Origin of the sequence: Roseobacter sp. HKCCA0434 (genome assembly GCF_032464675.1) — a bacterium.
Taxonomy (GTDB): Bacteria; Pseudomonadota; Alphaproteobacteria; order Rhodobacterales; family Rhodobacteraceae; genus Pontivivens.
The window spans coordinates 52,313-78,243 of the sequence record NZ_JAWDKL010000003.1; the positions used below are offsets into that span (position 1 = coordinate 52,313).

Below are 25,931 nucleotides of genomic sequence, written 5' to 3' on the forward strand. Positions count from 1 at the left end.
ATGTCAGCAGCACCCGCCTAGAACAAGCCATCGCAAATCGAAGGAGCCCCCGATGCCGACCCTCTACCACAGCCCCATGACCCGCTCGACCGCCATCGTCGCCCTGATCGAGGAGATGGGCATCGCCGACCGCATCGACGTCATAGACGTCACGATCCCCCGCCAGGACGGCACCGGCGCACCCGACCCGCGCAATCCGCATCCCGAAGGGAAGGTGCCCTACCTCGTGCACGGCGAGGACGGGATCCGCGAGCGCGGCGCAATCATCATCTACCTTACCGACCTCTTCCCCGATAGCGGCCTCGGTCGCCCGGTCGGCCATCTCCAACGTGGCACGTTCCTCGGCTGGCTGTTCTACTACCAAGGCGTCATCGAGCCGGTGCTGGTGCTCGACTTCACCGGCCTCGACCACCCGGCCCTCACCGCCACCTTCCGCGATCGCGGCGCCGTCATGGCCCGGCTGGAGGAGGCGCTCGCCGACGGGCCCTACCTGCTCGGCGCCGAATACTCCGCCGTCGATCTGCTGATCTCGGGGGCGTTCCACTGGTTTCCCGACCTGCTGACCGGCCATCCGGCCGTGAAGGCCTGGGCCGACCGCTGCGCCGACCGTCCGGCGCTCAAGGCCGTCACCGCTCGGGATGCGGCGGCCCTCGCAGGCTAGGACGCTGCGGCGGGTGCGCTTGCCAGCACCCGCCATCGCCGCCATCTTGCAGCCCAAACGGAGGACCCCATGCCCGACATGCGCTGTATCGAGATCACCACCCCCGGCGGCCCGGACGTCCTGAAGGAGACGACGCGCCCCCGCCCCGAACCGCGCGCGGGCGAGATCCTGATCGAGGTCAAGGCGGCGGGCGTGAACCGGCCCGACGCCCTGCAGCGCGCGGGCGCCTACGACCCGCCCCCCGGCGCCTCCGACCTGCCGGGGCTGGAGGCGGCGGGCGAGGTCGCGGCCATCGGCGCCGGCGTCACCCGCTGGAAGGTCGGCGACGCCGTCACCGCGCTGCTGCCCGGCGGCGGCTACGCCGAATACGTGACCACGCCCGCCGAACACGCCCTCCCCGTGCCGAAGGGCTATTCGTGGGAACAGGCGGCCGCGCTGTGCGAGACCTTCTTCACCGTCTGGATCAACGTCTTCGACCGGGGCGCCCTGCAGGCGGGCGAGACCCTGCTGGTCCACGGCGGCACGTCCGGCATCGGCACCACCGCCATCCAGCTCGCCAAGGCGCGCGGCGCGCGGGTCGTCACCACCGCCGGATCGGAGGAGAAATGCGCCCGCTGCCGCGAGCTCGGCGCGGACCTCGCCATCAACTACCACGAAGCCGATTTCGTGAAGGAGGCCAAGTCCCTCACCGAGGGCCGCGGCGTCGACCTCGTCCTCGACATGGTCGGCGGCGACTACATCCCGCGCAATATCCGCGCCTTGGCCGAGGACGGCCGCCTCGCCATGATCGCCTTCCTCGGCGGCCCGAAGGCGGAGGTGAACTTCGCACAGGTGATGGTCAAGCGGCTGACCCTCACCGGATCCACCCTGCGCCCCCGCTCCGACCTGGTGAAGGCCGACATCGCCCGCGCGCTGGAGGCGGAGGTCTGGCCCCTGCTTGATGCCGGGACCGTCGCGCCGGTCATGGACTCCACCTTCTCGCTCGCCGACGCGGCGAAGGCGCACGCCCGCATGGAAAGCTCGGAGCATATCGGGAAGATCATCCTGGTCCCGTGAGCTTCTCCTGCGCGGATTCAAAGCCGCAGCCGCCGCGCATCGGTCGTACCGAAGGCATGCCTCGGGCCTAACGCGCCCTTATTCGCCGACATCCGTCAGCGGGCTGCCCTCCGGCGCGGGGGCGACGTCGAAGATGCCCATCATGTCGAACCCGCCCAGGATCGCGTCGACCGCGATCGTCGCAAGCACGATGCCCATGACCCGGCTGATGATCGACGCCCCGGTATTGCCGATCAGCCGATGCACGAAGCTCGCTGCCAGCAACAGCACCAGCGTCAGCGCCAGCACCGCGACCAGCAACACCGCCGTCACCGTCTGCTCGGGCAGCGAATGCGCCTCGTTGCGCGTCAGGATGACCACCGCCAGCATCGCACCGGGCGAGGCGATGGAGGGGATTGCCAGCGGGAACACCGCGCCCGACAGGTGATCGCGCTCCGCCTCCTCGATCTCCCGGCTGGGCTTCGACTCGCCGAAGATCATAGTCAGCGCGAAGAGGAACAGGATCACCCCGCCCGCGATCTGGAACGAACCGAGCCGCAGCCCCAGCGTCTCCAGCACGAACTGCCCCCCCGCGAGGAACAGCAGCAGCACCAGCGTCGCGATGATGACCGCGCGGAAGGCGAACCGACGGTGCAGGTTCTTCGGCACCCCCGTCACGGCATAGAGATAGACCGGAATCGTCCCGATCGGGTCGATCACCACCAGCAGGGTGATGAACTCCCGCACCAGCGCGCTTCCGTCGAGCAAACTCCAGTCCACGTCTTACCTCTCGCCCCGTGTGCCCGCGCTCATCTGCGCCTTTCGCGCCCGCCCTTCAAGGGCGCGCAGCGCAACCTCACCGGATCGGCAACAGCTCCGCCGTGCCGGTGCAGTCGCGCCGCACGTCGCGGCCGCAGAGCCGCGGCTCCAACTCGCGCGTCAGGCAGATGCGCGCCTCCTGGATGCGCCGGTCGCGGCAGGTGATGGTGACGCCGTCCGGCTCCAGCTCCGGGTTGGCCTCCAGGAACGCCTCCTCGACCACCGAAGGGGACAGCCGCACCGCCTCCTCCACCTGGCGCAGGATGGCCGGGCGCTCGATCCGCTCGAATGCCTCGCGCGCCAGCGCGAAATAACCCTCCGACGACAGGCCAGAGCAGCGCCCATGCTTCTGCCACTGGTGCCAGGCCGATCCGTCCGACCCCATGATGTCGGCCATCGCGCCCGTCTCGCGCCGCGACGGATCGCGCGCCTCCGTTCGGCAGTAATCCGGCCAGCCATATTCATATTGCGGCCACAGCCCGTGCAGCACGAAGCCCAGCTCCCGCTCGCACTGCTCGGCCCCCTGCCCCTCGCCCGCGCACCAGGTCGGCGACCAGCTCAGCGCCAGCACGTAATAGTCGAACTCCCCCGCCCGGTCCTGGGCCATCGCGGCCCCGGCCCACAGCATCGCTCCGATCAACCAGCGCATCGGCGAAACCCCTTTATCCCGATCGTCATCCGGCCTATATACGGGATCAATTCCCCCACGGAAACGGACCCCGGCCCCGGCCAACCGATTTCTCGGCGCGGGAGAGATTTGTTTTTTGCGGAGAGACCAATGGCACTTCCCATCATGCAGAAAGCCACCGCCGTCTGGCTGGTGGACAACACCACCCTCACCTTCAAGCAGGTCGCCGACTTCACCGGCCTGCACGATCTGGAGGTTCAGGGCATCGCGGATGGCGAGGTGGCGCAGGGCATCAAGGGCTTCGACCCGATCGTCAACAACCAGTTGACGGCCGAGGAGATCAAGCGCTGCGAGGAGAACCCCAAGGCGAAGCTGCAGCTCAAGCACAACCCCGCCGCCGAAGGCGAGCAGAAGCGCAAGGGCCCGCGCTACACCCCGCTGTCGAAGCGTCAGGACCGCCCCGCCGCCATCGCCTGGCTGGTCAAGTTCCACCCCGAGCTGACGGATGGCCAGGTCTCCAAGCTCGTGGGCACCACCAAGCCGACCATCCAGTCGATCCGCGACCGGACGCACTGGAACATCGCCAACATCCAGCCGGTCGATCCGGTGGCACTCGGCATGTGCAAGCAGGGCGAGCTCGACGCCGCCGTCGCGAAGGCCGTCGCCAAGAAGGCGAAGGACGGCGAGGCGCTGACCGACGACGAGAAGCTGCGCCTGATGAGCACCGACGAAAGCCTCGCGAGCGAGCCGAAGGTGCCCGCCGCGATGGAGGGGCTGGAGAACTTCACCTTCTCTGACACGACCGAGGACAAGCCCGAGCGCGAGGACGACCTGCCCGACGCGGACAGCCTGTTCAACCTGCCCAAGGGCGGCGACGACGACGAGGACGAGGACTGACCGCCCACCCGCAAACGGGGTCGGGCATGACCCACTGGCTCGACCGCTTCCCCGGCTTCGCGATGCTGGAGCCGGGGATCCGCGACACGCTCGCCCGCGCGGGCCGGGTCGTCACCGTGCGCCAGGGCACCACGATCTTCGGCCCCGGCCAGCCGCCCGACAGCCTCCTGCTACTGCTCGAAGGCCGGGTCCGCGTCCAGCAGACCACCGAAGCGGGGCGGGAGATCGTGCTCTACCGCGTCCACGCGGGCGAAAGCTGCGTCCTGACCACCGCCTGCCTGCTCGCCTTCGAGGATTACACCGCCACCGGGGTGGCCGAGACCGAGCTGGAGGCCGTCTCGATCCCCCGCGCGACCTTCGACCGGGCGATGGCCGAGTCCTCGGCCTTCCGCCAGTTCGTCTTCACCGCCTATTCCCGCCGCATCACCGACCTGTTCCTGACGGTCGAGGAGATCGCCTTCGCCCGCATGGACGCGCGCCTGGCCGCCAAGCTGTTGGAGCTGTCGGACAATGCCGGCTCCGAAACGCTGCGCGCCACGCATGGCACGCTGGCGACCGAGCTCGGCACCGCGCGGGAAAGCATCTCGCGACAGATGGCCGAATTCGTGCGCCGCGGCTGGGTGGAACAGCGCCGCGGCCTGATCGAGATCGCCGACCCCGCGGCCCTGCGCGACTTCGCGCACGCCAATCCGGTCTGATCGCGCGCCTTCGGTAACATCGTCACCGAACGCCGTCTCCCGAAGCCCTAGACAGGGGCACGACAAACGGGAGATCGATTCCATGCGAAACGAAGGAACCATCGACAGGGTGCTGCGCGGCACGGCCGGGCTCATCCTGCTCGCCCTCGCCTTCCTGTCCGGCCTCGCCCTCTTCGAGGCGGGCTGGGCATTCTGGGCAGCGATGCTCGTCGGCGCGATCCTGATTGTGACGGCCATCACCGGCTTCTGCCCGGCGTACCGCCTGCTCGGCCTCAAGACCTGCGAGGAGTGCTGATCATGGAAACCGCCTTCACCCCCCTCGTCTCCCTGACCGGAGGCCTGATGATCGGCGCCGCCGCCGTCCTGCTGATGGCCACGCTCGGTCGCATCCTCGGCGCGACCGGCATCCTCGGCGGGCTGGTCCTGCCCGAAGGCCGCGCCGATTTCGGCTGGCGCGCGACGCTGGTCGCCGGGATGGTCACGGCCCCGATCCTGCTGGCCGTGATCGGCCGCCCCGTCGCCATCGACGTGCCCGTGTCCCTGCCCATGCTGATCGGCGGCGGCTTGCTCGTCGGCTTCGGCGCGGCGATGGGCTCGGGCTGCACCTCCGGCCACGGCGTGTGCGGCATGTCGCGCCTGTCCGCCCGCTCCATCGTCGCCACCCTCACCTTCATGGCGACCTCGGCCGTCACCGTCTTCGCCATCCGTCACCTGATCGGAGCCTGAGATGAAGCACCTCGCCACCTACGCCATCGGCCTGCTGTTCGGCCTCGGCATCTCGCTCTCCGGCATGGCCAACCCGGCCAAGGTCCTCAACTTCTTCGACCTCGCGGGGACGTGGGACCCGAGCCTCGCCTTCGTGATGGGCGGCGCGTTGATCGTCGCCTTCCTCGGCTTCCGCACCGTGCTCGCCCGCCCCGCCCCGGCCTTCGCGCCCGCCTTCCAACTGCCGACCCGGCGCGACCTCGACGCGCGGCTGATCGGCGGTGCTGCCATCTTCGGCATCGGCTGGGGCATCGCGGGGTTCTGCCCCGGCGGCGCGCTGCCCGCTCTCGGCACCGGCCGGGTCGAGATTTTCGCCTTCGTCGCGGCGGCCGCACTGGGTATCGTGCTGGCACGGCGCGGCCCCGCCCTCATCGGACGCCGCGCCACCGCCTGAGAAGGAGAGCCGACATGGACTACCCCATCGACACCTCCCTGCGCCCCGAGGTCGAGGCCTTCTTCGACCCTGCCACCAACACGATCAGCTACATCGTGAAGGATCCCGGCAGCGACGCCTGCGCGCTGGTCGATACGGTGATGGATTTCGACTACGCCGCGGGCCGCGTCACCTTCGACAGCGCCGACCGCCTGATCGCCCGCGTGCGCGAACGGGGCCTGACCGTCGACTGGATTCTCGAAACCCACGTCCATGCCGACCACCTCTCCGCCGCGCCCTACATCCAGCAGCAGCTGGGCGGCAAGATCGGCATCGGCGCGAAGATCACGCTCGTCCAGGACACCTTCGGCAAGATTTTCAACGAAGGCACCGAGTTCCAGCGCGACGGCAGCCAGTTCGACGCGCTGTTCGAGGATGGCGACACCTTCGCCATCGGCGGCATGACCGCCTTCGCCATGCACACGCCGGGCCACACGCCCGCCTGCATGGTCTACGTCATGGGCGACGCGGCGGTGGTGGGCGACACGCTCTTCATGCCCGACGGCGGCTCCGCCCGCGCGGACTTCCCCGGCGGCGATGCGGGCCAGCTCTACGATTCGATCCAGAAGGTGCTGAGCCTGCCCGACGAGACGCGCCTCCTGATGTGCCACGACTACGGCCCGGGCGGGCGCGAGATCGCGTGGGAGACGACGGCGGCCGAGCAGCGCGCCGCCAACATCCATGTCGGCGGCGGCAGGACCCGCGAGGATTTCGTCAAGTTCCGCACCGAGCGCGACGCCCAGCTCAAGGTGCCCGGCCTCATCATCCCGTCGCTGCAGGTCAACATGCGCGCGGGCGAACTGCCGCGCGACGCCGACGGCAACCTGGTGATGAAGATCCCCATCAACGGCCTCTGACCCGGACCTTTCCACCGTGATCGCACGTTACCTTCCCATCCTCGACTGGGGTCGCCGCTACGACCGCGCCACCTTCGGCGCGGACCTGCTGGCGGCCGTGATCGTCACGATCATGCTGATCCCGCAGAGCCTGGCCTACGCCATGCTCGCCGGTCTGCCGCCCGAGGCGGGGATCTATGCCTCAATCGTGCCGATCCTGCTCTACGCCGTGTTCGGCACTTCGCGCAGCCTCGCCGTCGGTCCGGTCGCCGTGGTCTCGCTGCTGACCGCCTCCGCGGTGGGCGACGTCGCGGCACAGGGCACCGCGGGCTACGCCGTTGCCGCCTTGACGCTCGCGGCCCTCTCGGGCGGCTTTCTAGTCCTGCTCGGCCTGCTGCGGCTCGGCTTCATCGCGAATTTCCTCAGCCACCCGGTCATCGCCGGGTTCATCACGGCGAGCGGCATCCTGATCGCGGCCAGCCAGCTGCGCCACATCCTCGGGATCGAGGCGGGCGGCCACACCCTCATCGAGATCGTCGGCTCGCTCCTCGCCAATCTCGGCCGGATCGACCCCGTCACGCTCGTCATCGGCGCGCTCGCCACCGCCTTCCTGTTCTGGGCGCGGCGCGGGCTGAAACCGGCGCTGCTGCGTGCGGGGCTCGCCCCGCTCCCCGCCGACATCCTGACCAAGGCAGGACCGGTCGCCGCCGTCATCCTCACCACGCTCGCCGTGTGGCTGCTGGGCCTCGACGCGCGCGGCGTCGCCATCGTCGGCGCGGTGCCGCAGGGCCTGCCGCCACTGACGCTGCCATCCTTCGCCCCCGATCTGGTGACGCAGCTGGCCCTCCCCGCCATGCTGATCTCCATCATCGGCTTCATCGAATCCATCTCCGTCGCCCAGACCCTCGCCGCCAAGAAGCGGCAGCGCATCGACCCGGATCAGGAGCTGATCGGCCTGGGCGCCGCCAATCTCGGCGCGGCGTTCACCGGCGGCTATCCCGTCACCGGCGGCTTCGCCCGCTCGGTCGTGAACTACGATGCCGGCGCGGCCACCCCCGCCGCCGGGGCCTTCACCGCCATCGGCCTCGCCATCGCGGCGCTGGCGCTGACGCCGCTGATCTACTACCTGCCCACGGCTACGCTCGCCGCCACGATCATCGTGGCGGTGCTCGGCCTCGTCGACCTCGCCATCCTGCGGCGCACCTGGACCTATTCCCGCGCCGATTTCGCCGCCGTCGCGGTCACGATCCTGCTGACGCTCGGCCTCGGGGTCGAGGTCGGCGTCGCCTCGGGCGTCCTCCTCTCGATCCTCCTGCACCTGTGGAAGACCTCGCGCCCCCATGTGGCCGAGGTCGGGCGCGTGCCCGGCTCCGAGCATTTCCGCAACATCGACCGGCACGCGGTCGAGACGGCCCCCCATCTGGTCACCCTGCGCGTGGACGAAAGCCTCTATTTCGCCAATGCCCGCTTCCTCGAAGACCTGGTCCAGTCCCGCGTCACCGAAGGCTGCGGTATCACCGATGTCGTCCTGATGATGAGCGCGGTGAACGAGATCGACTTCTCCGCCCTCGAAAGCCTGGAGGCCATCGACGCTCGCCTGCGCGACATGGGCGTGCGGCTGCACTTCTCCGAGGTGAAGGGCCCGGTGATGGACCGCCTCGAGGGCACGCACCTCCTCGACCACCTGCGCGGACGTGTCTTCCTCAGCCAGCACGACGCCTGGGCCGCGCTCGCCCCCCGCCACGCAACTTGACAGACCGGACCCACCCTCCCAGCATTCAGAAAACAGAATGTGTAGGAGGATACGATGCCCGACAGACGACAGTTCCTAGCCGGGGCCGGGGCGGGCCTCATCCTCGGGCCCTCGCTCCTGCGCGCGCAGGGCATGGCCGGGGGGTGGGAGGTGCTCAGCCTCTCCGACGGGCACCTGACCCTGCCCGCCGACATGGTGTTCGGCCCCATGCCGCAGGACGCGCTCGCCCCCATCCGGGCCGAGCTCGCACTGGCCGAGACGCTGACACCGCCCTGCAACGTCACCGTCCTGCGCAACGAGGACCGGATCGTCCTGATCGACGTCGGCTCGGGCACCGAGTTCATGCCGACCGCGGGCAAGCTGCCCGACGCGCTGGCCGAGGCCGGGATCGACCCCTACGACGTCACCGACGTGATCCTGACCCACGGTCACCCCGACCATATCTGGGGCCTCGTCGACGATTTCGACGATCTCGCCTTCCCCGAGGCCGCCTATCACATGGGCCGGACCGAGTTCGACTACTGGACCGACGCCGCCACCGTGGACACGATCGGCGCGGACCGGCAGAGCTTCGCCGTCGGGGCGGAGCGGCGCCTCGCCCGCATCGCCGACCGCATCTCGCTGTTCGAGGACGGGCAGGAGGTTCTGCCCGGTGTCGGCGCCCGCGCCACCTTCGGCCACACGCCCGGCCACATGGCGCTTCAGATCGGCGAGGGATCGGACGGCCTCATGGTGCTCGGCGATTGCATCGGCAACGACCACGTCGCGCTGCTGCATCCCGAATGGCGCTCCGGCTCCGATCAGGATCCCGACCAGGCCGTCACCACCCGCGTCGCCCTGCTGGCCGAGCTGGCATCGAGCGGCATGAAGGTCATCGGCTTCCACCTGACCGGCGACGGGGTGGGCCGGATCGAGGCGACGACGAACACCGCCTACGCCTTCCTGCCCGAAGAGTGAGGCGACGACCCTCGCGGCGCTACTGCGCCGCGAGCGGCACCCGGTTCAGCTCGCACTGCGCCCACAGATCGCCCAGCGCGCCGACCAGCTTTTCCACATCCGCATCCGTGTGCACCGGCGACGGCGTGATCCGCAGCCGCTCCGTTCCCTTGGGCACCGTGGGGTAGTTGATCGGCTGGATGTAGATGCCGTGCTCGCGCAGCAGCACGTCCGACAGGAACCGGCACTTCATCGGATCGCCGACCATGACCGGGATGATATGGCTCTCGTTGTCGATATGCGGAATGCCCAGCGCGTCGAGCCGCGCACGCACCTCGGCCACCCGCGCCCGCTGCGCCGCCCGCGCCGCCCCGCTGCGCTTGAGATGCGCGATCGAGGCGCGCGCCCCCGCCGCGATCGCCGGCGGCAAGGCGGTCGTGAAGATGAAGCCCGACGCGTAGGATCGCACGAAATCCACCAGTGAGGCCGACGCTGCGATATAGCCGCCCATCACCCCGAACGCCTTGCCGAGCGTCCCCTCGATCACGTCGATCCGGTGCATCAGGCCCCGCTCCTCCGCCACACCGCCGCCGCGCGGACCGTAGAGCCCGACACCGTGCACCTCGTCGAGATAGGTGAGCGCGCCGTATTTCTCCGCCAGATCGCAGATCTCCTCGATCGGCGCGATGTCGCCATCCATCGAGTAGACGCTCTCGAACGCCACGATCTTGGGCCGCTCGAACGGCTGCGCGGCCAGCAGTTCCTCCAGATGCGCCAGGTCGTTGTGCCGCCAGATCACCCGCTCCGCCCTGGAATGGCGGATGCCCTCGATCATGCTCGCATGGTTCAGCGCATCCGACAGCACCAGACAGTCGGGCAGCCGAGACGCGAGCGTCCCCAGCGTCGCCCAGTTCGACACGTAGCCGGAGGTGAACAGCAGCGCTGCCTCCTTGCCGTGAAGGTCGGCCAGCTCCGCCTCCAGCTCCACATGCGCATGCGTGGTGCCCGAGATGTTGCGCGTCCCGCCCGCACCCGCGCCGCTCAGATCCAGCGTCTCGTGCATGGCGGCGACCACGTCGGGATGCTGGCCCATGCCCAGATAGTCGTTGGAGCACCAGACCGTGACCTCGCGCTCGCTGTCGCCGTCCCGGTTCAGCGCGCGCGGAAACTGACCGCGCCGCCGCTCCAGATCCGCAAACCTGCGATAGTTGCCCTCGGCCCGCAGCGTGTCGAGCTGCGCGTCGAATATCTCGTCGTAGGTCATGTCCGTCCCCGTCTGCGGTCTGTTTGCGGCGGCCCGTCTGTCGCGGACCCTCAAGGTTTGATGTAGGTGTAGCCCTGCGCCTGCAGGTATGAGAGCTGCGCCACGCCCGAGGGCACGATGTCGTCGGCCCAGACGTCGTAGAGGTCGTTCTCCCAGTCGATGTCACGCCCGACCAGCGTGTTGTTGCAGACCTCGAAGCGCACGCCCTGCTCCTTCAGCCCCGAGATCACGGTCTGTAGCTGCGTGTCGTCCACCGCCGCCTGCAACAGGCCCAGCCCGTTGCCGTGCATGACCACCGCGATCTCCATGTTCTCGGCACCCACGGCGTTGATGTGGTTCTGCACGTTGCGCAGCGCGCCGTAATAGGCCCGGCTCTCCTCGCCGCCATTGCCGTTGATGTGGTAGGCGACGCTCTGCGTCCCGTAATCGGGTGTCTGCTGCGCCAGTGCGGGCGCCGCCAGCGATAGGGTCAAAGCCGTGACGGCAACGAAGATCGTCTTCATGTCATCCTCCTGAGTGTTCCCCGGCCGACCATCGGCCGCGCGTCGATCTCACCCGCCCAGCGCGTCGCGCGCGATGGTGTCGAGCAGGTCCTCGACGGCATCCATCGGCCCGTCGGGATAGGTGCGATAGCCGATCTCGACGGCGCCCTCCCGCTCGGTCACGAAGATCCCGTAGGGGCAGTATGCGATGTTGAGCGGATCGGCCTCCATCACCTCGCGGCTGACGCGGGCCGAGCAGAACAGCATCACCTCCGCGTTCTCGAACAGCATCTGGTCCGACCCGACATCCGCCGCGGTGCGCGACAGCATGTCCCCGACATGGCTGACCGAGTCGATGACCAGCCCCTGCCCGATGATCGCGTTCTCGACCGCGAAGGTCGCGTCGTCGTAGCTACCTTCGAAGGCGTGGGTCACGATCTCCTGCGCCTCCGCCGATCCGGCCCAGAGTACCGCGCACGCGGCCAGTGCAAGTCTCATCGTCGAAGCCTCCCTTTGGCGAGGGTCGAACGGCGCCCGGAATATGCCCGGACGCCGCTTCACAATTCAGCCGAACATGTCGTCGGTGATGCCGGCATACCAGCCGATCGCTTCCTGGTAGGTCTCCTCGCGGACCTCCAGCGTCTCGCCGACCTCGCTGATGAAGCCGTCGACCCGCGCGATCTTCTCGTCCGTCGCCTCGTAGGTCGCGCCGACCTTCACGCTGTCGTCGGGCGCGATCAGCGACCAGCAGGTGTTGGAGAAGCGCGCCGGGAAGATGGTCGAGTCGGTCAGCTGACCGCGCACCGCATTGGCGCAGACCTTGGCCTGGCTGTTGGCGGAGAAGCCGGATTTGGGCATGTCGCCCTGCTCCGCCGAATCGCCCAGCACGTGCACGTCGGGGTCCATCTTCGAGGACAGGTCCGCCGCGTTGACCGGCGCCCAGTTGCCTTCGGTCAGGCCCGCCAGATCGGCGATCCGGCCCGCCTTCATCGCGGGAATGACGTTGCAGACGTCGACATTCTCGACGCTGCCGTCGATGGTCAGCGTCATCGCCTCGGGATCGACCTCGACATTGCCGCCGCCGAAATCCGGGCCGATCCGCTCGATCATGCCGGAATAGTAGCGGTTCCACCCTTCCTGGAAGAGACCCTGCTTCGAGAAGCTCTCCTTCGGATCGGCGATCAGGATCTTCGCCGTGGGGTTCAACTGCGTTAGCCGGTGCGCGACCATGCTGACCCGCTCATAGGGTCCCGGCGGGCAGCGATAGGGGTTGGGCGGGGCCACCATCGCGAAGGTGCCGCCCTCGGGCATCTGCTCGATCTGCGCGCGCAACAGCTCGGTCTGCGAGCCCGCCTTGTAGGCATGGGGCATCTTGGCCTGCGCCGAGACATCCCAGCCCGGCACCGCCCCGTCGACGAAGTCGATGCCCGGCGACACGATCAGCTTGTCATAGGCGAACTCGTGCCCGCCCGCGGTCGTCACCATCTTGGTGTCGCGGTCCACGCCGACGGCCCAGTCATGCACCACGTTGATGCCGTAGTCGGAGGCGAGATTGCCGTAGCTGAACCCGATCGAATCCATCGTGCGGAAATCGCCCAGATAGAGGTTCGAGAAGAAACAGGTGTAGTAGTGGCGCGACGGCTCGATCAGCGTCACGTCGATCATGCCGTCGCTGTCCTTGGCAAGGTAGCGCGCCGCGGTCGCACCGCCCGCACCGCCACCGATCACCACGACCTTCGGGCGACCATGCGCGGCCCCCAGCACCGCCGGGGCGGAGAGGACACCCGCCGTCACCGCTGCCGTTCCGAGGAATCTGCGTCTGTTCAGTGTCATGTCATTAACTCCCTGTTATGCCGACCCTGCAATCCTTGGTTGAGTGCGGGCCGTTTGCAACCGGATCGACTATCTATTCAACCTCGGCAAAATAGGCGGCGAGCGCCGCGATCTCCTCGTTGGACAGCCGACCGGCCATCATTTCCATCACCGGATGCTCCCGCACTCCGGTCTTGTAGGCGTGCATCGCAATGACGAAATCCTCGACGGGCCAGCCGGTGATGCCGGGAATGCCGTCATTGGCCCCGCTGGTCTGGTGGCAGGCGGTGCATTCGCCCGACAGATATTCGCCGTAAGCGGGATCGCCCTCCATGGCGAGGATCTCGGCCGAGACGATCTCGTCCACCTCCGCCTTGCCCGCCACATCGCCGGCCATCTCCGAATGCGTCGCAAGAAACGCGATCACGTCCGCCCGGTCCTGTGCATCGCGCATCCCGCGATAGCTCATCCGCGTGCGCGGCACGAAACCGCGCGGGTCTTCCAGATAGGCGTCTAGACTCTCTGCGTCCCAGACGAGCCCGCCTTCCGCCGCCTCGACCATCGCGGGGGAGTAGCGATAGCCCTCATGCGCCGCCGCCGGACGCCCGACGATGTCGTTGAGATGCGGTCCGACCCGATCCTCGGCACCCTCGCCGATCTGGTGACAGGCCGCACACGCCCGGAACAGCCGCGCACCCTCCTCGGCATCCCCCCCGGTTTCGGCGGAGACACCCCCCGCGCCCGCCGCGAAGGCGAGCGCGAGGCCGGTCATGCGCACGGATCGGATCATTCCCCCTCCTGGGTGGACAGGTAGGCGATGATCGCCGCCAGATCGTCCGCGTCGCGCACCCCGCGGAAGGACATCTTCGTCCCCCGCATCGTGCCGCGCGGATCCTCCAGGAAGGCGCTCAACAGCTCGTTGGTCCAAGTGTCACCCGCCTCGCCCCGTTCGGCAAGCGTGTTGGAGTAGCGATAGTCCTCCACCGCCGCGACCTGACGCCCGACCACGCCGTTCAGATGCGGGCCGGAGCGGTTGCTGGCGCCGGGCCCGACCTGGTGGCAGGAGGAGCACTGGCGGAAGGCCCGCTCGCCCGCGGCGACCATCTCGGGATCGACGGCTGCGACCTCCTGCTCGACCGCCTCGGCCTGCGCCTCGACGACCTGCTCGGCCTCCGGATCGCCCCGCTCCTCGGCGGTGACGACCTCCTCCGCGGCATATTCCTCCTCCTCGGCGACCTCCATCTCCTCGCCCTCGGCGGAGTGGCCGTCCATCGACGCCTGCTCGTCCATGCCTTCGTCCGCGCCCCCGTCATCGGGCGTCACATCGAGCACGGTGGCGCGCATGGTGATCTCGGCATCTTCCTTGCAATCGCTCATGCACGGCGCTTCGGAGAACATGGCAAGCTCGGTCTCCGCCCGGTCGTCCATGAAGAAGTTGCCCGCATTGGGCATCTCCACCTCGGTGAAGTTCTCGTTGGACAGGACGAAATCGTCCTCCACGATGTTGTTGAGGTAGAGCAGGTAGGCCGTGATCGCATAGACCTCGTCCGGCGACAGCGACTGCGCGTTGCCGAACGGCATGGCCCGGTAGATGTAGTCGTAGACCGTGGACAGATACGGCCAGTAGGAGCCGATGGTCTTGACCGGATCCTCCCGGTCGAGCGTGTCCCAGCCGCCCGCCAGCACCGGCCAGCGGCCGACCGCCTCGCCGAAATCGCCGTGACAGGACGCGCACTGGTCGATGAAGACTTCCTCACCGGTCCAGACGTCGCCCGATCCGGCGGGCAGCCCCATGCCGTCGGGGCGGATGTCGATATCCCAGGCGACGATCTCCGCCTCCAGCGCCGCACGGCCGAGGCCGAAGCCCCCCTCGCGCGATGCCGCGCCTTCGGGCTGATCCATCATCGACTGTGCGTGGGCCGGGCCGACCAGCACGGCGGCCCCGCGCCCGGCGGCGTCGCCCAGATCGGCCACGACCTCCTCGACCGCTTCCTCCACGGCGTTCTGCGCAATTTCCGCATTGGACAGGCCGACGAGGCCCGCAGGCTCCCGCACGATCGGCTCGTAGGCGAGATACGCGGCCAGGCACGCGCCGCCGCTCAGCAGCGCGGAAACCGCGAAGGCATCAGGAGATTTCGACATTTTCTGCCTCCCCGTTCTCGTTCACGGCCCAGGTCTGGATGCCGTTGTTGTGGTAGATCGAGTTCTCGCCACGCACCTGCCGCAGCTGGTCCTTGGTCGGCTGGACATAGCCGGTGCTGTCATGCGCCCGGCTTTGCAGCAGCATGGGCCGCCCGTCCCACTCGAAATCGTAATAGAAACGGTGCATCGACTTCATCAGCGAGGGGCCGGACATCCGCGCCTGATGCCAGTTGGCCCCGCCGTCGAGGGTCACGTCCACGCGCGGGATCGTGCCGCGCCCGGACCAGGCCACGCCGGTCAGCGTCATCGGGCCGGGGCCGTGGGTGATCGGCGCCTGCGGGCTGGGATTGGTGATGACCGACTTCGCATCCATTTCCCAGGTGAAGCGGCGCGCCTGCCCGTCGGCCAGCAGGTCCGTGTATTTCGACGTCTCCTCGCGGTGATGCCAGGGCTGGTCGCCCACCTCGATCCGGCGCAGCCACTTGACCCACATGTTGCCTTCCCAGCCCGGCACGACCAGCCGCACGGGATAACCCTGCTCGGGCCGCAGCGCCTCGCCGTTCATCTTGAACGCGACGAGACAGTCGTCGAGCGCCTTCTCCATAGGGATCGAGCGGGTCATGCCCGACGCATCCGCGCCCTCGGGCAGGATCCAGGCGGCGTTCGTGCGCACGCCCGCTTCCTCCAGCACCAGCCGCAGCGGCACGCCGGTATACATCACGTTGTGGATCATCCCGTGCGTGAACTGGCAGCCATTGAGCTGCGCGCCCGCCCATTCCATGCCGGTATTCGCCGCGCATTCCAGGAAATAGACGTGGTTCTCGCGCGGGAAGCGCATCAGGTCTTCCATCGTGAAGACCAGCGGCCGGTCCACCAGCCCGTTGATCATCAGCCGGTGCTCGGCCGGATCGACCTCGGCGATGCCCGCATGGTGCCGCTCGAAACACAGCCCGTTCGGCGTGATGATGCCGTCGAGCTCGTGCAGCGGCGTGAAGTTGACCGAGCTGACGGGATCCGCCGTCAGCCATTCCACGTTCTGCCGCCGCACATGCGCCTCGTAGGGCGAGGGCATCCCGTAGGGCCGCGCATCTACGCCATCGCCCAGATACTGCATCCACGGCTTGATCTCGGTGATCGCCGGATCGGGCGCGCCCTGCGCCCGTGCCGCCTGCGCTCCGCCGAAGGCCGCGACACCCGTCGCCGCGGCCCCGCGCAGGAAATTCCGGCGCGACGGCTTCAATCCCTTGTAGAGCTTGTCCATGCTCGTACTCCCTCTCCCTGATCGGCGGCGGGAGCGCGCCCGGACCGCCGGATATGTCCGACGCCTAGCGCACCACCTCGACCGAGCTGTTGGGGTCCAGGCTGACCTCTTCGAGCTTCGCGATGTGGTCCTCGACCACGTCCCAGATGGGCGGGCCTTCCGTGCCCTGGTTGACCGATGCCCAGCCCGCGACGACGTAGTCGCGGCTCGCCTCGATCGGCTCCCCGGTCGACAGCAGCGTCATCTCGGAGATGCGCTCTCCGATCGGGGCGCTGATGTCGATGCGGTAGCCCATGCCGCCCACGCGCACCATGTCCCCGCCTTGCTGGTAATAGGGATCGGGGTTGAAGATGTTGTCGGCCACGTCCTCCATGATCGTCTTGAGGAACTCGCCCGTCATCGTCGTGCGGTAGGCTTCGGGATAGGTCATCGAGGTGACGTTCCAGATATCCTCCCGCGTGATGGGGGAGCCGGGCAGCAGCGAGGGCCCCCAGCGCACGCCGGGCGACAGGGCGATTTCCGCCTCCCGCTCCGACAGCAGCGCGTCGCAGATCAGGTCGTCCCAGGTGCCGTTGAAATTGCCCCGGCGATAGAGCAGCTGCTCCGGCCCGGTATGCCCGATCACCTCGCTCAGCGTGTCGAGATAGGGCGCGCGCTCCTGCGTGATCGCATCCGTCATCGCCGGATCGGGCGCGATCACGTCCGACAGGATCGGGATCAGCCGATGGCGGAAACCCATCATTTGCCCGTCGCGCACGTCGAGGTCCACGCGGCTGACGAACTTCCCGTTCGAGCCCGACGCGATCACGATCGTCTCGCCCACCAGATACGGCTCGGGCAGCGCGTCATGCGTGTGACCGGACAGGATCACGTCGATGCCGGTGACGATGCCCGCCATCTTCTTGTCCACGTCGAAGCCATTGTGGCTGAGGCAGACCACCAGCTCCGCCCCCTGGCCGCGCACCTCGTCGACGATCTCCTGCATCCGCTCGTCGCGGATGCCGAACGAATACTCCGGGAACATCCAGCCGGGATTGGCGATCGGCATGTAGGGGAAGGCCTGCCCGATCACCGCGACCTTCACGCCGCCGCTCTCGTAGAACTCATAAGGCTTGAAATCCTCCGCCGGCTCGTCCCACTCCGCGTCGAAGATGTTCTGCCCCAGCGCCGCGTATGGCAGGCCCGAGACCAGCTCCCGCACCCGGTCGGAGCCGAGCGTGAACTCCCAGTGGAAGGTCATCGCGTCGGGCTTGAGTAGGTTCATCACGTTGACCATGTCCTGCCCCTGCGTGTGATAGCAGGTATAGGACCCGTGCCAGGTGTCCCCGCCGTCGAGCAGCAGCGCATCCGGCCGCTCCGCCCGGATCGAGTTGACCACCGTCGCGACCCGGTCGAGCCCGCCCATCCGGCCATAGCCGCGCGCGAGCGAGGCGAAATCGTCATAGGTCATCGCGTAATGCGAATAGGAGCCGTCCTCGATGCCGTAATGGCGCCGGAACTCCGCCCCGGTGATGTGTGGGACGACGCCGCGATTGTCGCCCACCCCGAGATTGACCTCCGGCTCACGGAAATGGATCGGCACCATCTGCGCATGGATGTCCGTGACATGGATCAGCGAGACATTGCCGAAGCTCTCCATATCCAGCAGATCGCCCTGCGTCAGCCGCTGCTGTGCCGCGAGCCGCCCCCACCGACCATAGGACGACGCCCCGTAGATGGCGGTCGTCGCCATTGCGACCTGAAGGAAATCCCTGCGCGAAACCATGCTTACCCCGTGTTCCCGGCCAGATATTCAAAAGGCCGCATATGTCTTGAGACGAAAAGGCCGCGCAGGGGTCCCCCGGCGCGGCCATTCAGATCAGTTGCGGACGGACGGACCCTCGACCGACAGGCCGTTGCCGCGCGAGGCGACATAGAGTTCCAGCGCCACGAAATCCGGGCTGCCGACCGCATAGGTCTCGGCCCGCGTGTCGCGCACGCACCCGCGGAAGCGGGAGTGCACGCCGTTCAGCCGCGCGTTCTTCAGACGATAGACCGGGAAGCCGTTGATCTGGCCCTGGGACAGGTGGTCGGCACGGATGTAGTTGCCGTAATTGTCCTCGTGGCAGTTCGCGCAGCTCAGCTCCAGCTGGCCGGTGCGGGTGTAGTAGAGCTCCCGTCCCCGCTCGTACATGTCGGCGGCGGGTCCGTCGATGGCGACATCGACCGGCATCCCGCGGCTGACCGAGGCAAGCAGCGCCTCCATCTGCAGCATCTGTGCGCTGTCATAGCCCAGCGGCTCGGCGCCCATGTTCTCGGTCCGGCACGCGTCCACCTGCACGGCGATGGTGCGGACTTCCTCCGCCTCCTCGTTCCACTTCGGATAGACGGCGCGCACGCCGGCCATGCTCTCGGGATCGCCGTGGCAGGACGCGCAGCTTTCCCCGGCCGAACCCTCGACCGTGTTCCACAGCTCGATCGCGTTATCGACGAAGATCATGCCCGGATTCTCGAAGTCGTCCATCTGCAGCGCCTGGGTCTCGTCCGACCGGAAGACCCAGCCCGACAGGACCTCGCCGAGGTTCTCGACATGCTCGGGCGCGTCCGCGCGCACGGTCATCTCGATCTCGCCGTTGACGACCAGGTCGGCGTCCTCGTCCGCGATCGCATGGCTCAGTCCCAGGCCGCCAGAGGCCAGGATCGCCGCCAGCGCCACGGTCCGCTTCAGATTTCTCATAGGTCGCCCTCCCCGGCTTTCGTTTTTTGTTCGTCTGATGTCAGTGGAAAATCACCGTCAGCTGACGGTGATCTCCTTGGTCTCGGTGTAGACGCTGCCGTCGTCGTCGTACCAGGTGAACTCGAAGGTTCCGCTCTCGGGCACGGTCGCCATGAACTCGAAATACGGGTTCGTGGAGATCGCCGGCTCCATCGCGACGTCCATGACCATCTCGCCGTTGAACTCGCAGGTGAAGCGATTGATGATCGAACGCGGGATGGTGTTGCCGTCGCTGTCGCGGCGCTGGCCCGACTCCATCGGGTGCGAGATCAGCGTCTTGATCTCGATGGCCTCTCCGGCCGATGCGTCGCGCGGAACGCGGACGCGAGGGGTGACATTGTCTGCCATATCTCTGAACTCCTGATCCTCAGCCGCCGCAGCCGCCGATGGTGACTTTCACTTCCTGCTGGGCGCGCAGGTAGGTGCCGTCGGGCATCTTCGCGATGGCGATGACGTCCTGCGTCCCGGCCAGCCGGATCCGGGTGGAGGCGAGCTGCGATGCCGCGAGCGCCCCGAACTTGAAGACACCGACATCCGGCACCGGGTTGCCCGCGGCGTAGATCGCGATCTCGGACGCGCCGGGCGCCTCGACCTCGATCGGCACGGTGTTGCCGTTCTCCGCGATCTCGGGCGCGGTGAGGGTGATGCCCTCGCTGCCCGCCTCGGCACCGCCGGTATAGGCTTCGATGGCTTCATCCGCCTGGGCCAGCGCACGCATCGGCACCGCGATCGCGGTGGCGATGGCCGCCGTTGCCCACAGCATCTGTCTGCGCGTGGTAATCATGGTTACTCCTGTCGTTCCTGTGTCAGTAGTATTCGTCGAGGGTCATCAGATAGGCGACGACATCCTCGATCTCCTGCGCGGTCAGCAGCGGGGGCAGTTCGCCCTCCGCCGCGCGCCCGGTGAAGGCATCGCCGGGCCGGATATAGCCCTCGGTCTTGTAGAAGGCAGGCATCATCGTTCCGGGGAAGGCCATCTTGGCATTCGCCACGATCCCGCGCAGGTCCTCCTCGGTCCAGCGGTCGGCGACACCGTCGAGCGACGGGCCCACCTCCCCGTGGAACGGGTATTCCTCCAGCTCGGTCACCTGGTGGCAGGCGATGCAGTTGCCCTTCCCGCGCGTGACCATGATCTGCAGACCCGCCTCGGGATCTCCCGCCTGGCCGGTCAGGGATTCGGCCACCTGGCCATATTCGCCGTAGACGACCTCGCCGGGCGCGGTCTGGGCGGCCACCGACGTGGCCAGGGCGACGGCAACGGTCGCGACAATCGCGTTCCTCATGATTCCTCCCCAGGACATTTTCTTTCTTTCGGACAGCCTAGAGGGCTGCCCCCGCGTCACGCAACAACAAAATCAAATCTTGGAATACGAACGTAGACCGCTCACTCCACGATGCCCTCTTCCTGCAGCCTGCGCGCATGGTAGCGCTGGAAACCCTCGTCGCCTTCCCAGTGGTCGTCATGCACCCAGTCGAGCAGGTTGACCGTCGTCCACTTGCCGAAGGCGCCGGGCATCGTCACCACCGCCGCCTGGGGCGCGGTCACGTCCTCGGCCACCTCGTCGGGAAACAGCATCAGCGTCGGGGTGAACTGCGCGTTCCAGCGGCGCACGATGTCCTTTTCGGCCATCACCTCGCCGTCGAAATCCGTGACCTCCAGATCGCCGAACATGTTGATCCGCACGACGTAGTAATCCTCGTCGAGCCGCGCCTGCACGTCGGGGTCGGGGAAGACCTGCTCATGCATCCGGGTGCAGTAGATGCAGCCGCGCTGCTCGATCATCACCATCAGCGTGCGGTCCTGCGCCGCCGCCTCGGCGTGATCCTCGCGCAGGTCGAGGAAGGTCTCCTGGATCCAGTCGGCGCGGTGCAGGCCGTCGTCACCCAGCTCGGCCAGCGCGGCCAGCGGCGCGAAGGTCAGCCCCAGTGTCAGGATTGCGGTACGGAACATGGCGTCTCTCCTCACAGGATTGCGGTAAAGCCCGGAAAGGTCTCGATCATCCAGGCGGCGATGGCATTCACGGAATTGGTCGCGATCAACACGGCGAACAGGATCAGCATCCCGCCCATCGCCTTCTCCGCGTAACCCAGATAGCGCCGATTGCGCGTGGCCCAAGCCAGAAATGGCCGGGCGAAGAAGGCGGCGATCACGAAGGGCAGCGTCATGCCCAGCCCGTAGACCAGCAGCAACAGCCCCCCCGACCAGACGTTGTCCATGCCCCCCGCGATGAACAGGATCGAAGCGAGCGCCGGACCCACGCAGGGCGTCCAGCCGAAGCCGAAGGCGAGGCCCATCAGGTAGGCCCCGAACACGGTCGAGGCGGGGGCCGTGCTCTCCATCCGCGCCTCGCGATACAGGATCGGGATTCGCACCAGACCCAGGAAATGCAGCCCGAACACCGTCAGCAGCGCCGCGGCCAGCCAGCTCAGTTCCCGCTTCCATGCGCCGAACGCGCCGCCCACCGCGGTCGCGCCCATGCCCAGCAGCACGAAGATCGTCGTGACCCCCAGCGCGAAGAAGATCGAGGAGATCACCAGCCGCTTGCGCGCGCCCGGCGCGATTTCCCCGTCGCCGCGCAGCTCACCCATCGACAGACCGGCCATGTAGCTCAGATAAAAGGGCACCATCGGCAGGACGCACGGGGTGAAGAAGGACAAAAGCCCCGCGACGGCGGCCCCGAAATAACTCATCTCCATCATGCGCGCCGATTCCTTGTTTCCCGCGGGCCTTCATATTAGGTTAGTTGAATGTTTATGCGTCTGGCCACCCTTATCACGCTGATCGCCGCCCCGCTCGCGGCGGAAACCCGCCTCCTGATGGCGGAGCAGAAGGGCTGCATCTATTGCCGCGCCTGGAACGAGGAGATCGGCCCCGCCTGGCCCAACACGCCCGAGGGCGCGGCCGCGCCGCTGATGCGCATGGACATCGACGACCCCGTGCCCGAGGGGATCGAGCTCGACCGGGCGGTGATCCTGACGCCCACCTTCATCCTCCTCGAAGACGGGCAGGAGCTCGCCCGGCTCGAAGGCTACGCGGGCGACGAGTTCTTCTGGCACGTCATCGGCACCATGATGACCGAGAACGGCATTGCCTTCGGGGCGGAGGACCCCGCCGCCGACGCTCCGAATGACGATACGGACGAATGACCGCCCCGCGCTCGCATTTCGCGCCGTCATGCGCTATTGCGAGGCCGGTAACGTCTGCGGACGGATCACGATCAGGCGATGAGGACATGGCCCTTCCGAGGTTTGACGCCGAGACCGGCGCGGACGAGCTCGACCGGATGCTCGAGAACGCGACCAACGCCACGACCTTCCTCAAGGCGATCGGCCATGAGGGTCGGCTGATGATCCTGTGCCACCTGGCCACGGGCGAGAAATCCGTGACCGAGCTCGAACAACTCCTCTCCGCGCGGCAGGCCGCCGTCTCCCAGCAGCTCGGCCGCCTGCGGCTCGAAGGGCTGGTCCGCCCCCGGCGCGAGGGCAAGACGATCTACTACTCGCTGGCCGACGACCGGGTGAAGCGCATGATTTCCCTCGTCTACGAGCTGTTCTGCGCGTAGCCTGACCCCGGACCGGACGATCTCCGGCGCGGGCGCACCCCGCGATCAGAAGGGATCGGCGGCACGAACACGGGGAGGACGCGACATGCTCGACATGATCGGTGAAGGCAACATCGCCGCACTGATAGGTGCCGCGGGCGGCATCATGCTCGGCCTCGCGGCGCGGCTGGGGAGGTTCTGCACGCTCGGCGCGATCGAGGACCATCTCTACGGCGCCTCCAACGGCCGTCTGGGCATGTGGGTCGCGGCGATCGGCGTGGCCGTCCTCGGCAGCTTCGCCCTGATCGGCGCGGGTCTCGTCGATCCCGGCGCCATCTTCTACCTCGCTCAGGCCTGGTCGCCCGTCGCCGTCATCCTCGGCGGCCTCATGTTCGGCTACGGCATGGCGCTGGCGGGCAATTGCGGCTACGGCGCAGTGGCGCGTCTCGGCGGCGGCGACCTGCGCAATTTCGTCATCGTCGTGGTCATGGGCCTCGCCGCCTACTTCACCCTGTCGGGCCCGCTCGGCCTGATGCGAGAGGCGCTCTTTCCCACCCGCCCGGTGGAGGGCACGCCGCTGGGCATCGCGCAGCTCGCCGCCGAGGCGTCCGGCCTGCCCGCCACCGCCATCGGCCTGGTCCTGGGCCTCGCCCTCCTCGGGGCGGCGCTGAGCATCGGGGAGCTGCGCGAGGACCGCCGCGCGCTCGGCTGGTCGGTGGCGGTCGGCCTCTCGGTCGTGATCGCCTGGGCGGGGATGAGCTGGCTCGCCCGCACCGGCTTCGACGCCATCCCGCCCGCCTCGCACAGCTTCGCCGCCCCGGTGGGGGAGACGATGCTCTACGCCATGACGGCGAGCGGACAGTCGCTCAGCTTCGGCATCGGCTCGGTGGCGGGCGTCTGGCTCGGGGCCTTCGTGGGCTCTCTATGGAAAGGGCATTTCCGGTGGGAGGCCTGCGAGGACCCGCGCGAGCTGCGCCGCCAGATCCTCGGCGCGGCCTTGATGGGCGTGGGCGCGGTGCTCGCGCTCGGCTGTTCGATCGGCCAGGGCCTGTCGGCCATGTCGCTCTTGGCGCTCAGCGCGCCCCTCGCGCTCGGCGGCATCTACGTGGGCGCCCGCCTCGGCCTGCGCCAGGTGGTCGAGGGGCGTCTCCTCGGCCTCGGCCCGGACTGGAGCCGCGACACGGGCGCCTAGCCCGCCCGCCGCGCGATCCCGTCGCGCGCATCGGGTCGCGGCCCCCGATCGTCCGGCACGACGAAGGCGCTCTGCGCCACGATCTCCGGCGCGCCGAGGTCGGCATATCGATCCGGGTTCGGCCGCGCATAGGCCCGCCCGCCGAACAGCCGGACGGAGGCGTGGATCACCCAGCGCAACATCGCACCCACCCGCGCCTCCGCCATCGCCGCCAGCATGATCGCATCGGCAAAGGCCCGGTCCGCGTCCCGCACCCCACGCCCCGGCACGTCCTGCCAGGCGATGTAGAGATAATCGTGCAGGATCGCCGCCTCCAGATACGGCCCCGCCCGGCTGACGATCCAGCGAAAGGGCCGCGGCACGCTGACCAGATCGGTGATCAGCCCCGCGGGCACCCGCAATTCCCGCGGCTCGATCCCGTCCGCCTGCCAGACAACCGTGAAAGGGGCCGAGACGATGTAATCCGCATCCTCCCCGTCCCGCATCTTCGGCGCATCGCGCAGCCGCAACAGCCGCAAGGCGGAGGTGTACTTGACCACGATCCCCCGCGGCACCCGCTCGGGATAGGGATTGGCAGGCTGCGCCGGATGATCGAACCGCACCAGCCACGGCGCGCCACCACCGGAAACTTCATCGCGCCGATCCATAGCCTGCCCCCCGTGCGATCCCGCCGCCGGAGGCATGATATCAGATGTTCGCACTCATGTGGCGTCCGACCCGCCGATCAGATCAGGGTCTGCGCATAGGCCTCCAGCTGCGTCGCGACCGTGCCCCACCCGTTGTAAAAGCCCATCTGCTCATGCCGCTCGCGCGCGTCGGGGCTGCGATGCCGCGCGGTCACCGTGTAGATCGTGCCGCCCTCGCCATCGTCCGCGAACTCGACGATCGCCGTCATGAAGGGATCGGCCGCGGGCTTCCACCCCTCGCTATAGCTGTCGGTGAAGACCAGCCGCTCCCTCTCCACAACTTCGAGATAGACGCCCTCCCCCTCGATCAGATTGCCCTCGACATTCATCGTCGTGTTGAACCGGCCACCGGGCCGCAGATCGATCTCGCAAGCCGTCACCGAATGGGGCTTGGGCACGAAGAATTTCTCGATGTGCTTTGGCGTCGTCCAGCATTCCCACAGCAGGGCACGCGGGGCGTTCAGCGTACGGGTGAAGGTCAGGTCAGTCTTCGGGTCCAGTTTCATTTCCGCGCTCCCGCGTGAGGTTGAGGACATAGTCGTCGAAGCGGTCGAGCCGCCCCTCCCAGATCTCGGCCTGCTCCGTCAGCCAGTCCCGGACGGGCGCGAACGCATCCGGGGCCAGGGCACAGATCCGCGTCCGCCCCTGCTTGCGAGACGTGACGAGGCTGGCCGCTTCCAGCTTCTTGAGATGCTCCATGAACGACGGCAGCGCCATGTCGTGCGGCGCGGCCAGCTCGCTGACGCTCGCCTCGCTCCGCGCAAGACGCTGCACGATCCGCCGCCGGGTCGGATCCCCGAGGGCAGAGAAGCAAAGGTCGAGTCGAACGTCATGCTTAGCCATTCCCCTAAGTATCGCGAGCAGATATAGCCTTCAAGACAGTTAGGCTTTTTCCGAACCATCCAGCGCGCCAAGCGCGGATGCACCGCGCCTCCGATCACGCCTCGATCCGACGGCCAAGGCCTCCAATAGCGCCGCCCGGATCGGAGAGTCACATCTACGTTCACAACCGCCAATTTTAATAAATTGCTTCAGAAGCCATACCGAATGGCCGCCGCCGACTCCGTCGGCCGGACGAAGCCTGCGGCGCACTGGCCCGCCAGGACGCTGACCGATACGGGCAAAGAATGGTCACGCCCCCTTCGGCTCCGCAAACTAGCCGCACCGCCTCCGGCTCCGCCGACAGGCCGCACCGCATCAGGATCAGTCGACAGATCATTTCCGCCTTCGACTCCGCAGACGAGCCGCGCCGCCTCCCAATCCGACGATAGGTCACGCTTCCTTCGGCTCCGCAAACTAGCCGCACCGCCTCCACATCCGCAGACAGGCCGCAC

Annotated in this window: 32 protein-coding genes; 13 read left to right on the top strand and 19 right to left on the bottom strand. The window is 67.9% G+C overall.

Annotation, left to right across the window (positions count from 1 at the left end; genetic code table 11):
- Nucleotides 1-52: 52 nt before the first annotated feature.
- Both RX333_RS03420 and RX333_RS03425 read left to right on the top strand, forming a co-directional pair.
- Complete coding sequence (locus RX333_RS03420; RefSeq protein WP_316013515.1) at nt 53-661, top strand: glutathione S-transferase family protein; 609 nt, start codon at nt 53-55, stop codon at nt 659-661.
- 69 nt (nt 662-730) lie between these two features.
- Nucleotides 731-1,717, top strand: a complete 987-nt coding sequence (locus tag RX333_RS03425; protein ID WP_316013516.1) for an NAD(P)H-quinone oxidoreductase — start codon at nt 731-733, stop codon at nt 1,715-1,717.
- A gap of 78 nt (nt 1,718-1,795) precedes the next feature.
- On the opposite strand, the gene RX333_RS03430 is transcribed toward RX333_RS03425, so the two are convergent.
- Both RX333_RS03430 and RX333_RS03435 read right to left on the bottom strand, forming a co-directional pair.
- Nucleotides 1,796-2,476, bottom strand: a complete 681-nt coding sequence (locus RX333_RS03430) for a MarC family protein (protein ID WP_316013517.1) — start codon at nt 2,474-2,476, stop codon at nt 1,796-1,798.
- Nucleotides 2,477-2,552: 76 nt separating this feature from the next.
- Nucleotides 2,553-3,164 carry a ribonuclease T2 gene (locus RX333_RS03435; protein ID WP_316013518.1) on the bottom strand — a complete coding sequence of 204 codons (612 nt, stop codon included), beginning with the start codon at nt 3,162-3,164 and terminating at the stop codon, nt 2,553-2,555.
- A gap of 129 nt (nt 3,165-3,293) precedes the next feature.
- Between RX333_RS03435 and RX333_RS03440 the strand changes: the two genes are divergently transcribed.
- The 8 genes from RX333_RS03440 (at nt 3,294) to RX333_RS03475 (ending at nt 9,482) form a co-directional block, all read left to right on the top strand.
- Entirely contained in the window at nt 3,294-4,040 is a 747-nt protein-coding gene (locus RX333_RS03440) for a DUF1013 domain-containing protein (RefSeq protein WP_316013519.1), read from the top strand.
- Nucleotides 4,041-4,066: 26 nt separating this feature from the next.
- Nucleotides 4,067-4,738: a Crp/Fnr family transcriptional regulator gene (locus RX333_RS03445; protein ID WP_316013520.1), complete on the top strand. Its 672-nt coding sequence runs from the start codon at nt 4,067-4,069 to the stop codon at nt 4,736-4,738.
- Nucleotides 4,739-4,820: 82 nt separating this feature from the next.
- A complete protein-coding gene (locus RX333_RS03450; RefSeq protein WP_316013521.1) occupies nt 4,821-5,033 on the top strand; it encodes a DUF2892 domain-containing protein in 213 nt (70 codons plus the stop codon).
- A 2-nt stretch (nt 5,034-5,035) separates the two neighbouring features.
- Entirely contained in the window at nt 5,036-5,464 is a 429-nt protein-coding gene (locus RX333_RS03455; RefSeq protein WP_316013522.1) for a YeeE/YedE family protein, read from the top strand.
- A 1-nt stretch (nt 5,465) separates the two neighbouring features.
- Nucleotides 5,466-5,897, top strand: coding sequence for a DUF6691 family protein (locus RX333_RS03460; protein WP_316013523.1), 432 nt, complete (start codon nt 5,466-5,468; stop codon nt 5,895-5,897).
- Between the two features lie 14 nt (nt 5,898-5,911).
- Entirely contained in the window at nt 5,912-6,793 is an 882-nt protein-coding gene (locus tag RX333_RS03465; RefSeq protein WP_316013524.1) for an MBL fold metallo-hydrolase, read from the top strand.
- Between the two features lie 16 nt (nt 6,794-6,809).
- Nucleotides 6,810-8,525: a sulfate permease gene (locus RX333_RS03470; protein ID WP_316013525.1), complete on the top strand. Its 1,716-nt coding sequence runs from the start codon at nt 6,810-6,812 to the stop codon at nt 8,523-8,525.
- Nucleotides 8,526-8,579: 54 nt separating this feature from the next.
- A complete protein-coding gene (locus RX333_RS03475) occupies nt 8,580-9,482 on the top strand; it encodes an MBL fold metallo-hydrolase (RefSeq protein WP_316013526.1) in 903 nt (300 codons plus the stop codon).
- Between the two features lie 19 nt (nt 9,483-9,501).
- Here RX333_RS03475 and hemA read toward each other — a convergent pair whose 3' ends face one another.
- From hemA to RX333_RS03545, 14 genes are all read right to left on the bottom strand, one after another.
- Nucleotides 9,502-10,725, bottom strand: coding sequence for a 5-aminolevulinate synthase (gene hemA, locus RX333_RS03480; RefSeq protein WP_316013527.1), 1,224 nt, complete (start codon nt 10,723-10,725; stop codon nt 9,502-9,504).
- Between the two features lie 50 nt (nt 10,726-10,775).
- Entirely contained in the window at nt 10,776-11,228 is a 453-nt protein-coding gene (locus RX333_RS03485; protein ID WP_316013528.1) for a DsrE family protein, read from the bottom strand.
- Nucleotides 11,229-11,276: 48 nt separating this feature from the next.
- The gene (locus RX333_RS03490; RefSeq protein ID WP_316013529.1) at nt 11,277-11,705 is read right to left on the bottom strand and encodes a DUF302 domain-containing protein; all 429 of its coding nucleotides are present in this window, start codon (nt 11,703-11,705) and stop codon (nt 11,277-11,279) included.
- Between the two features lie 66 nt (nt 11,706-11,771).
- Nucleotides 11,772-13,040 carry an NAD(P)/FAD-dependent oxidoreductase gene (locus tag RX333_RS03495; protein WP_316013530.1) on the bottom strand — a complete coding sequence of 423 codons (1,269 nt, stop codon included), beginning with the start codon at nt 13,038-13,040 and terminating at the stop codon, nt 11,772-11,774.
- Between the two features lie 73 nt (nt 13,041-13,113).
- Entirely contained in the window at nt 13,114-13,809 is a 696-nt protein-coding gene (locus RX333_RS03500; RefSeq protein ID WP_316013531.1) for a c-type cytochrome, read from the bottom strand.
- Nucleotides 13,806-15,161: a c-type cytochrome gene (locus tag RX333_RS03505; protein ID WP_316013532.1), complete on the bottom strand. Its 1,356-nt coding sequence runs from the start codon at nt 15,159-15,161 to the stop codon at nt 13,806-13,808. The genes RX333_RS03500 and RX333_RS03505 overlap by 4 nt, the downstream gene beginning before the upstream one ends.
- On the bottom strand, nt 15,145-16,422 hold the full coding sequence (gene soxC / locus RX333_RS03510) for a sulfite dehydrogenase (protein WP_316013533.1): 1,278 nt from the start codon (nt 16,420-16,422) through the stop codon (nt 15,145-15,147). The genes RX333_RS03505 and soxC overlap by 17 nt, the downstream gene beginning before the upstream one ends.
- Before the next feature lie 64 nt (nt 16,423-16,486).
- Nucleotides 16,487-18,187, bottom strand: coding sequence for a thiosulfohydrolase SoxB (gene soxB, locus RX333_RS03515; protein WP_316013534.1), 1,701 nt, complete (start codon nt 18,185-18,187; stop codon nt 16,487-16,489).
- A gap of 93 nt (nt 18,188-18,280) precedes the next feature.
- Nucleotides 18,281-19,138 carry a sulfur oxidation c-type cytochrome SoxA gene (gene soxA, locus RX333_RS03520; RefSeq protein ID WP_316013535.1) on the bottom strand — a complete coding sequence of 286 codons (858 nt, stop codon included), beginning with the start codon at nt 19,136-19,138 and terminating at the stop codon, nt 18,281-18,283.
- Between the two features lie 57 nt (nt 19,139-19,195).
- Complete coding sequence (gene soxZ, locus RX333_RS03525) at nt 19,196-19,525, bottom strand: thiosulfate oxidation carrier complex protein SoxZ (protein WP_316013536.1); 330 nt, start codon at nt 19,523-19,525, stop codon at nt 19,196-19,198.
- 19 nt (nt 19,526-19,544) lie between these two features.
- Nucleotides 19,545-19,961, bottom strand: a complete 417-nt coding sequence (soxY, locus tag RX333_RS03530; RefSeq protein ID WP_316013537.1) for a thiosulfate oxidation carrier protein SoxY — start codon at nt 19,959-19,961, stop codon at nt 19,545-19,547.
- Nucleotides 19,962-19,983: 22 nt separating this feature from the next.
- Entirely contained in the window at nt 19,984-20,460 is a 477-nt protein-coding gene (gene soxX, locus RX333_RS03535) for a sulfur oxidation c-type cytochrome SoxX (RefSeq protein WP_316013538.1), read from the bottom strand.
- Nucleotides 20,461-20,561: 101 nt separating this feature from the next.
- Nucleotides 20,562-21,128: a thioredoxin family protein gene (locus RX333_RS03540; protein ID WP_316013539.1), complete on the bottom strand. Its 567-nt coding sequence runs from the start codon at nt 21,126-21,128 to the stop codon at nt 20,562-20,564.
- A gap of 11 nt (nt 21,129-21,139) precedes the next feature.
- Nucleotides 21,140-21,877, bottom strand: coding sequence for a cytochrome c biogenesis CcdA family protein (locus RX333_RS03545; protein ID WP_316013540.1), 738 nt, complete (start codon nt 21,875-21,877; stop codon nt 21,140-21,142).
- A 48-nt stretch (nt 21,878-21,925) separates the two neighbouring features.
- On the opposite strand from RX333_RS03545, the gene RX333_RS03550 reads away from it, so the two are divergent.
- The 3 genes from RX333_RS03550 (at nt 21,926) to RX333_RS03560 (ending at nt 23,911) form a co-directional block, all read left to right on the top strand.
- Nucleotides 21,926-22,324: a thioredoxin family protein gene (locus tag RX333_RS03550; protein ID WP_316013541.1), complete on the top strand. Its 399-nt coding sequence runs from the start codon at nt 21,926-21,928 to the stop codon at nt 22,322-22,324.
- 86 nt (nt 22,325-22,410) lie between these two features.
- The gene (locus tag RX333_RS03555) at nt 22,411-22,740 is read left to right on the top strand and encodes a metalloregulator ArsR/SmtB family transcription factor (RefSeq protein ID WP_316013542.1); all 330 of its coding nucleotides are present in this window, start codon (nt 22,411-22,413) and stop codon (nt 22,738-22,740) included.
- 85 nt (nt 22,741-22,825) lie between these two features.
- The gene (locus RX333_RS03560; protein ID WP_316013543.1) at nt 22,826-23,911 is read left to right on the top strand and encodes a YeeE/YedE family protein; all 1,086 of its coding nucleotides are present in this window, start codon (nt 22,826-22,828) and stop codon (nt 23,909-23,911) included.
- Here the strand turns inward: RX333_RS03560 and RX333_RS03565 are convergent.
- The 3 genes from RX333_RS03565 to RX333_RS03575 all read right to left on the bottom strand — a co-directional run bounded on the left by RX333_RS03565 (nt 23,908) and on the right by RX333_RS03575 (nt 25,440).
- Nucleotides 23,908-24,558 (bottom strand): DUF1353 domain-containing protein, encoded by a 651-nt coding sequence (locus RX333_RS03565; RefSeq protein WP_316013544.1) that lies wholly within the window; start codon nt 24,556-24,558, stop codon nt 23,908-23,910. The genes RX333_RS03560 and RX333_RS03565 overlap by 4 nt on opposite strands.
- A 77-nt stretch (nt 24,559-24,635) precedes the next feature.
- A complete protein-coding gene (locus tag RX333_RS03570) occupies nt 24,636-25,103 on the bottom strand; it encodes an SRPBCC family protein (RefSeq protein ID WP_316013545.1) in 468 nt (155 codons plus the stop codon).
- Nucleotides 25,081-25,440, bottom strand: coding sequence for a metalloregulator ArsR/SmtB family transcription factor (locus RX333_RS03575; protein WP_316013546.1), 360 nt, complete (start codon nt 25,438-25,440; stop codon nt 25,081-25,083). The genes RX333_RS03570 and RX333_RS03575 overlap by 23 nt, the downstream gene beginning before the upstream one ends.
- Nucleotides 25,441-25,931: the final 491 nt, after the last annotated feature.

Bases quoted from the DNA above. Each gene is read 5' to 3' on its own strand.
- RX333_RS03565 (WP_316013544.1), bottom strand. From the start codon at position 24,558: ATGGATCGGCGCGATGAAGTTTCCGGTGGTGGCGCGCCGTGGCTGGTG.
- RX333_RS03500 (WP_316013531.1), bottom strand. From the start codon at position 13,809: ATGATCCGATCCGTGCGCATGACCGGCCTCGCGCTCGCCTTCGCGGCG.
- soxZ (WP_316013536.1), bottom strand. From the start codon at position 19,525: ATGGCAGACAATGTCACCCCTCGCGTCCGCGTTCCGCGCGACGCATCG.
- RX333_RS03440 (WP_316013519.1), top strand. From the start codon at position 3,294: ATGGCACTTCCCATCATGCAGAAAGCCACCGCCGTCTGGCTGGTGGAC.
- RX333_RS03570 (WP_316013545.1), bottom strand. From the start codon at position 25,103: ATGAAACTGGACCCGAAGACTGACCTGACCTTCACCCGTACGCTGAAC.
- soxA (WP_316013535.1), bottom strand. From the start codon at position 19,138: ATGAGAAATCTGAAGCGGACCGTGGCGCTGGCGGCGATCCTGGCCTCT.
- RX333_RS03475 (WP_316013526.1), top strand. From the start codon at position 8,580: ATGCCCGACAGACGACAGTTCCTAGCCGGGGCCGGGGCGGGCCTCATC.
- RX333_RS03505 (WP_316013532.1), bottom strand. From the start codon at position 15,161: ATGTCGAAATCTCCTGATGCCTTCGCGGTTTCCGCGCTGCTGAGCGGC.
- soxB (WP_316013534.1), bottom strand. From the start codon at position 18,187: ATGGTTTCGCGCAGGGATTTCCTTCAGGTCGCAATGGCGACGACCGCC.
- hemA (WP_316013527.1), bottom strand. From the start codon at position 10,725: ATGACCTACGACGAGATATTCGACGCGCAGCTCGACACGCTGCGGGCC.
- RX333_RS03490 (WP_316013529.1), bottom strand. From the start codon at position 11,705: ATGAGACTTGCACTGGCCGCGTGCGCGGTACTCTGGGCCGGATCGGCG.
- RX333_RS03495 (WP_316013530.1), bottom strand. From the start codon at position 13,040: ATGACACTGAACAGACGCAGATTCCTCGGAACGGCAGCGGTGACGGCG.
- soxY (WP_316013537.1), bottom strand. From the start codon at position 19,961: ATGATTACCACGCGCAGACAGATGCTGTGGGCAACGGCGGCCATCGCC.
- RX333_RS03550 (WP_316013541.1), top strand. From the start codon at position 21,926: ATGTTTATGCGTCTGGCCACCCTTATCACGCTGATCGCCGCCCCGCTC.
- soxX (WP_316013538.1), bottom strand. From the start codon at position 20,460: ATGAGGAACGCGATTGTCGCGACCGTTGCCGTCGCCCTGGCCACGTCG.
- soxC (WP_316013533.1), bottom strand. From the start codon at position 16,422: ATGGACAAGCTCTACAAGGGATTGAAGCCGTCGCGCCGGAATTTCCTG.
- RX333_RS03420 (WP_316013515.1), top strand. From the start codon at position 53: ATGCCGACCCTCTACCACAGCCCCATGACCCGCTCGACCGCCATCGTC.
- RX333_RS03540 (WP_316013539.1), bottom strand. From the start codon at position 21,128: ATGTTCCGTACCGCAATCCTGACACTGGGGCTGACCTTCGCGCCGCTG.
- RX333_RS03445 (WP_316013520.1), top strand. From the start codon at position 4,067: ATGACCCACTGGCTCGACCGCTTCCCCGGCTTCGCGATGCTGGAGCCG.
- RX333_RS03460 (WP_316013523.1), top strand. From the start codon at position 5,466: ATGAAGCACCTCGCCACCTACGCCATCGGCCTGCTGTTCGGCCTCGGC.
- RX333_RS03465 (WP_316013524.1), top strand. From the start codon at position 5,912: ATGGACTACCCCATCGACACCTCCCTGCGCCCCGAGGTCGAGGCCTTC.
- RX333_RS03555 (WP_316013542.1), top strand. From the start codon at position 22,411: ATGGCCCTTCCGAGGTTTGACGCCGAGACCGGCGCGGACGAGCTCGAC.
- RX333_RS03425 (WP_316013516.1), top strand. From the start codon at position 731: ATGCCCGACATGCGCTGTATCGAGATCACCACCCCCGGCGGCCCGGAC.
- RX333_RS03450 (WP_316013521.1), top strand. From the start codon at position 4,821: ATGCGAAACGAAGGAACCATCGACAGGGTGCTGCGCGGCACGGCCGGG.
- RX333_RS03455 (WP_316013522.1), top strand. From the start codon at position 5,036: ATGGAAACCGCCTTCACCCCCCTCGTCTCCCTGACCGGAGGCCTGATG.
- RX333_RS03575 (WP_316013546.1), bottom strand. From the start codon at position 25,440: ATGGCTAAGCATGACGTTCGACTCGACCTTTGCTTCTCTGCCCTCGGG.
- RX333_RS03485 (WP_316013528.1), bottom strand. From the start codon at position 11,228: ATGAAGACGATCTTCGTTGCCGTCACGGCTTTGACCCTATCGCTGGCG.
- RX333_RS03435 (WP_316013518.1), bottom strand. From the start codon at position 3,164: ATGCGCTGGTTGATCGGAGCGATGCTGTGGGCCGGGGCCGCGATGGCC.
- RX333_RS03545 (WP_316013540.1), bottom strand. From the start codon at position 21,877: ATGATGGAGATGAGTTATTTCGGGGCCGCCGTCGCGGGGCTTTTGTCC.
- RX333_RS03560 (WP_316013543.1), top strand. From the start codon at position 22,826: ATGCTCGACATGATCGGTGAAGGCAACATCGCCGCACTGATAGGTGCC.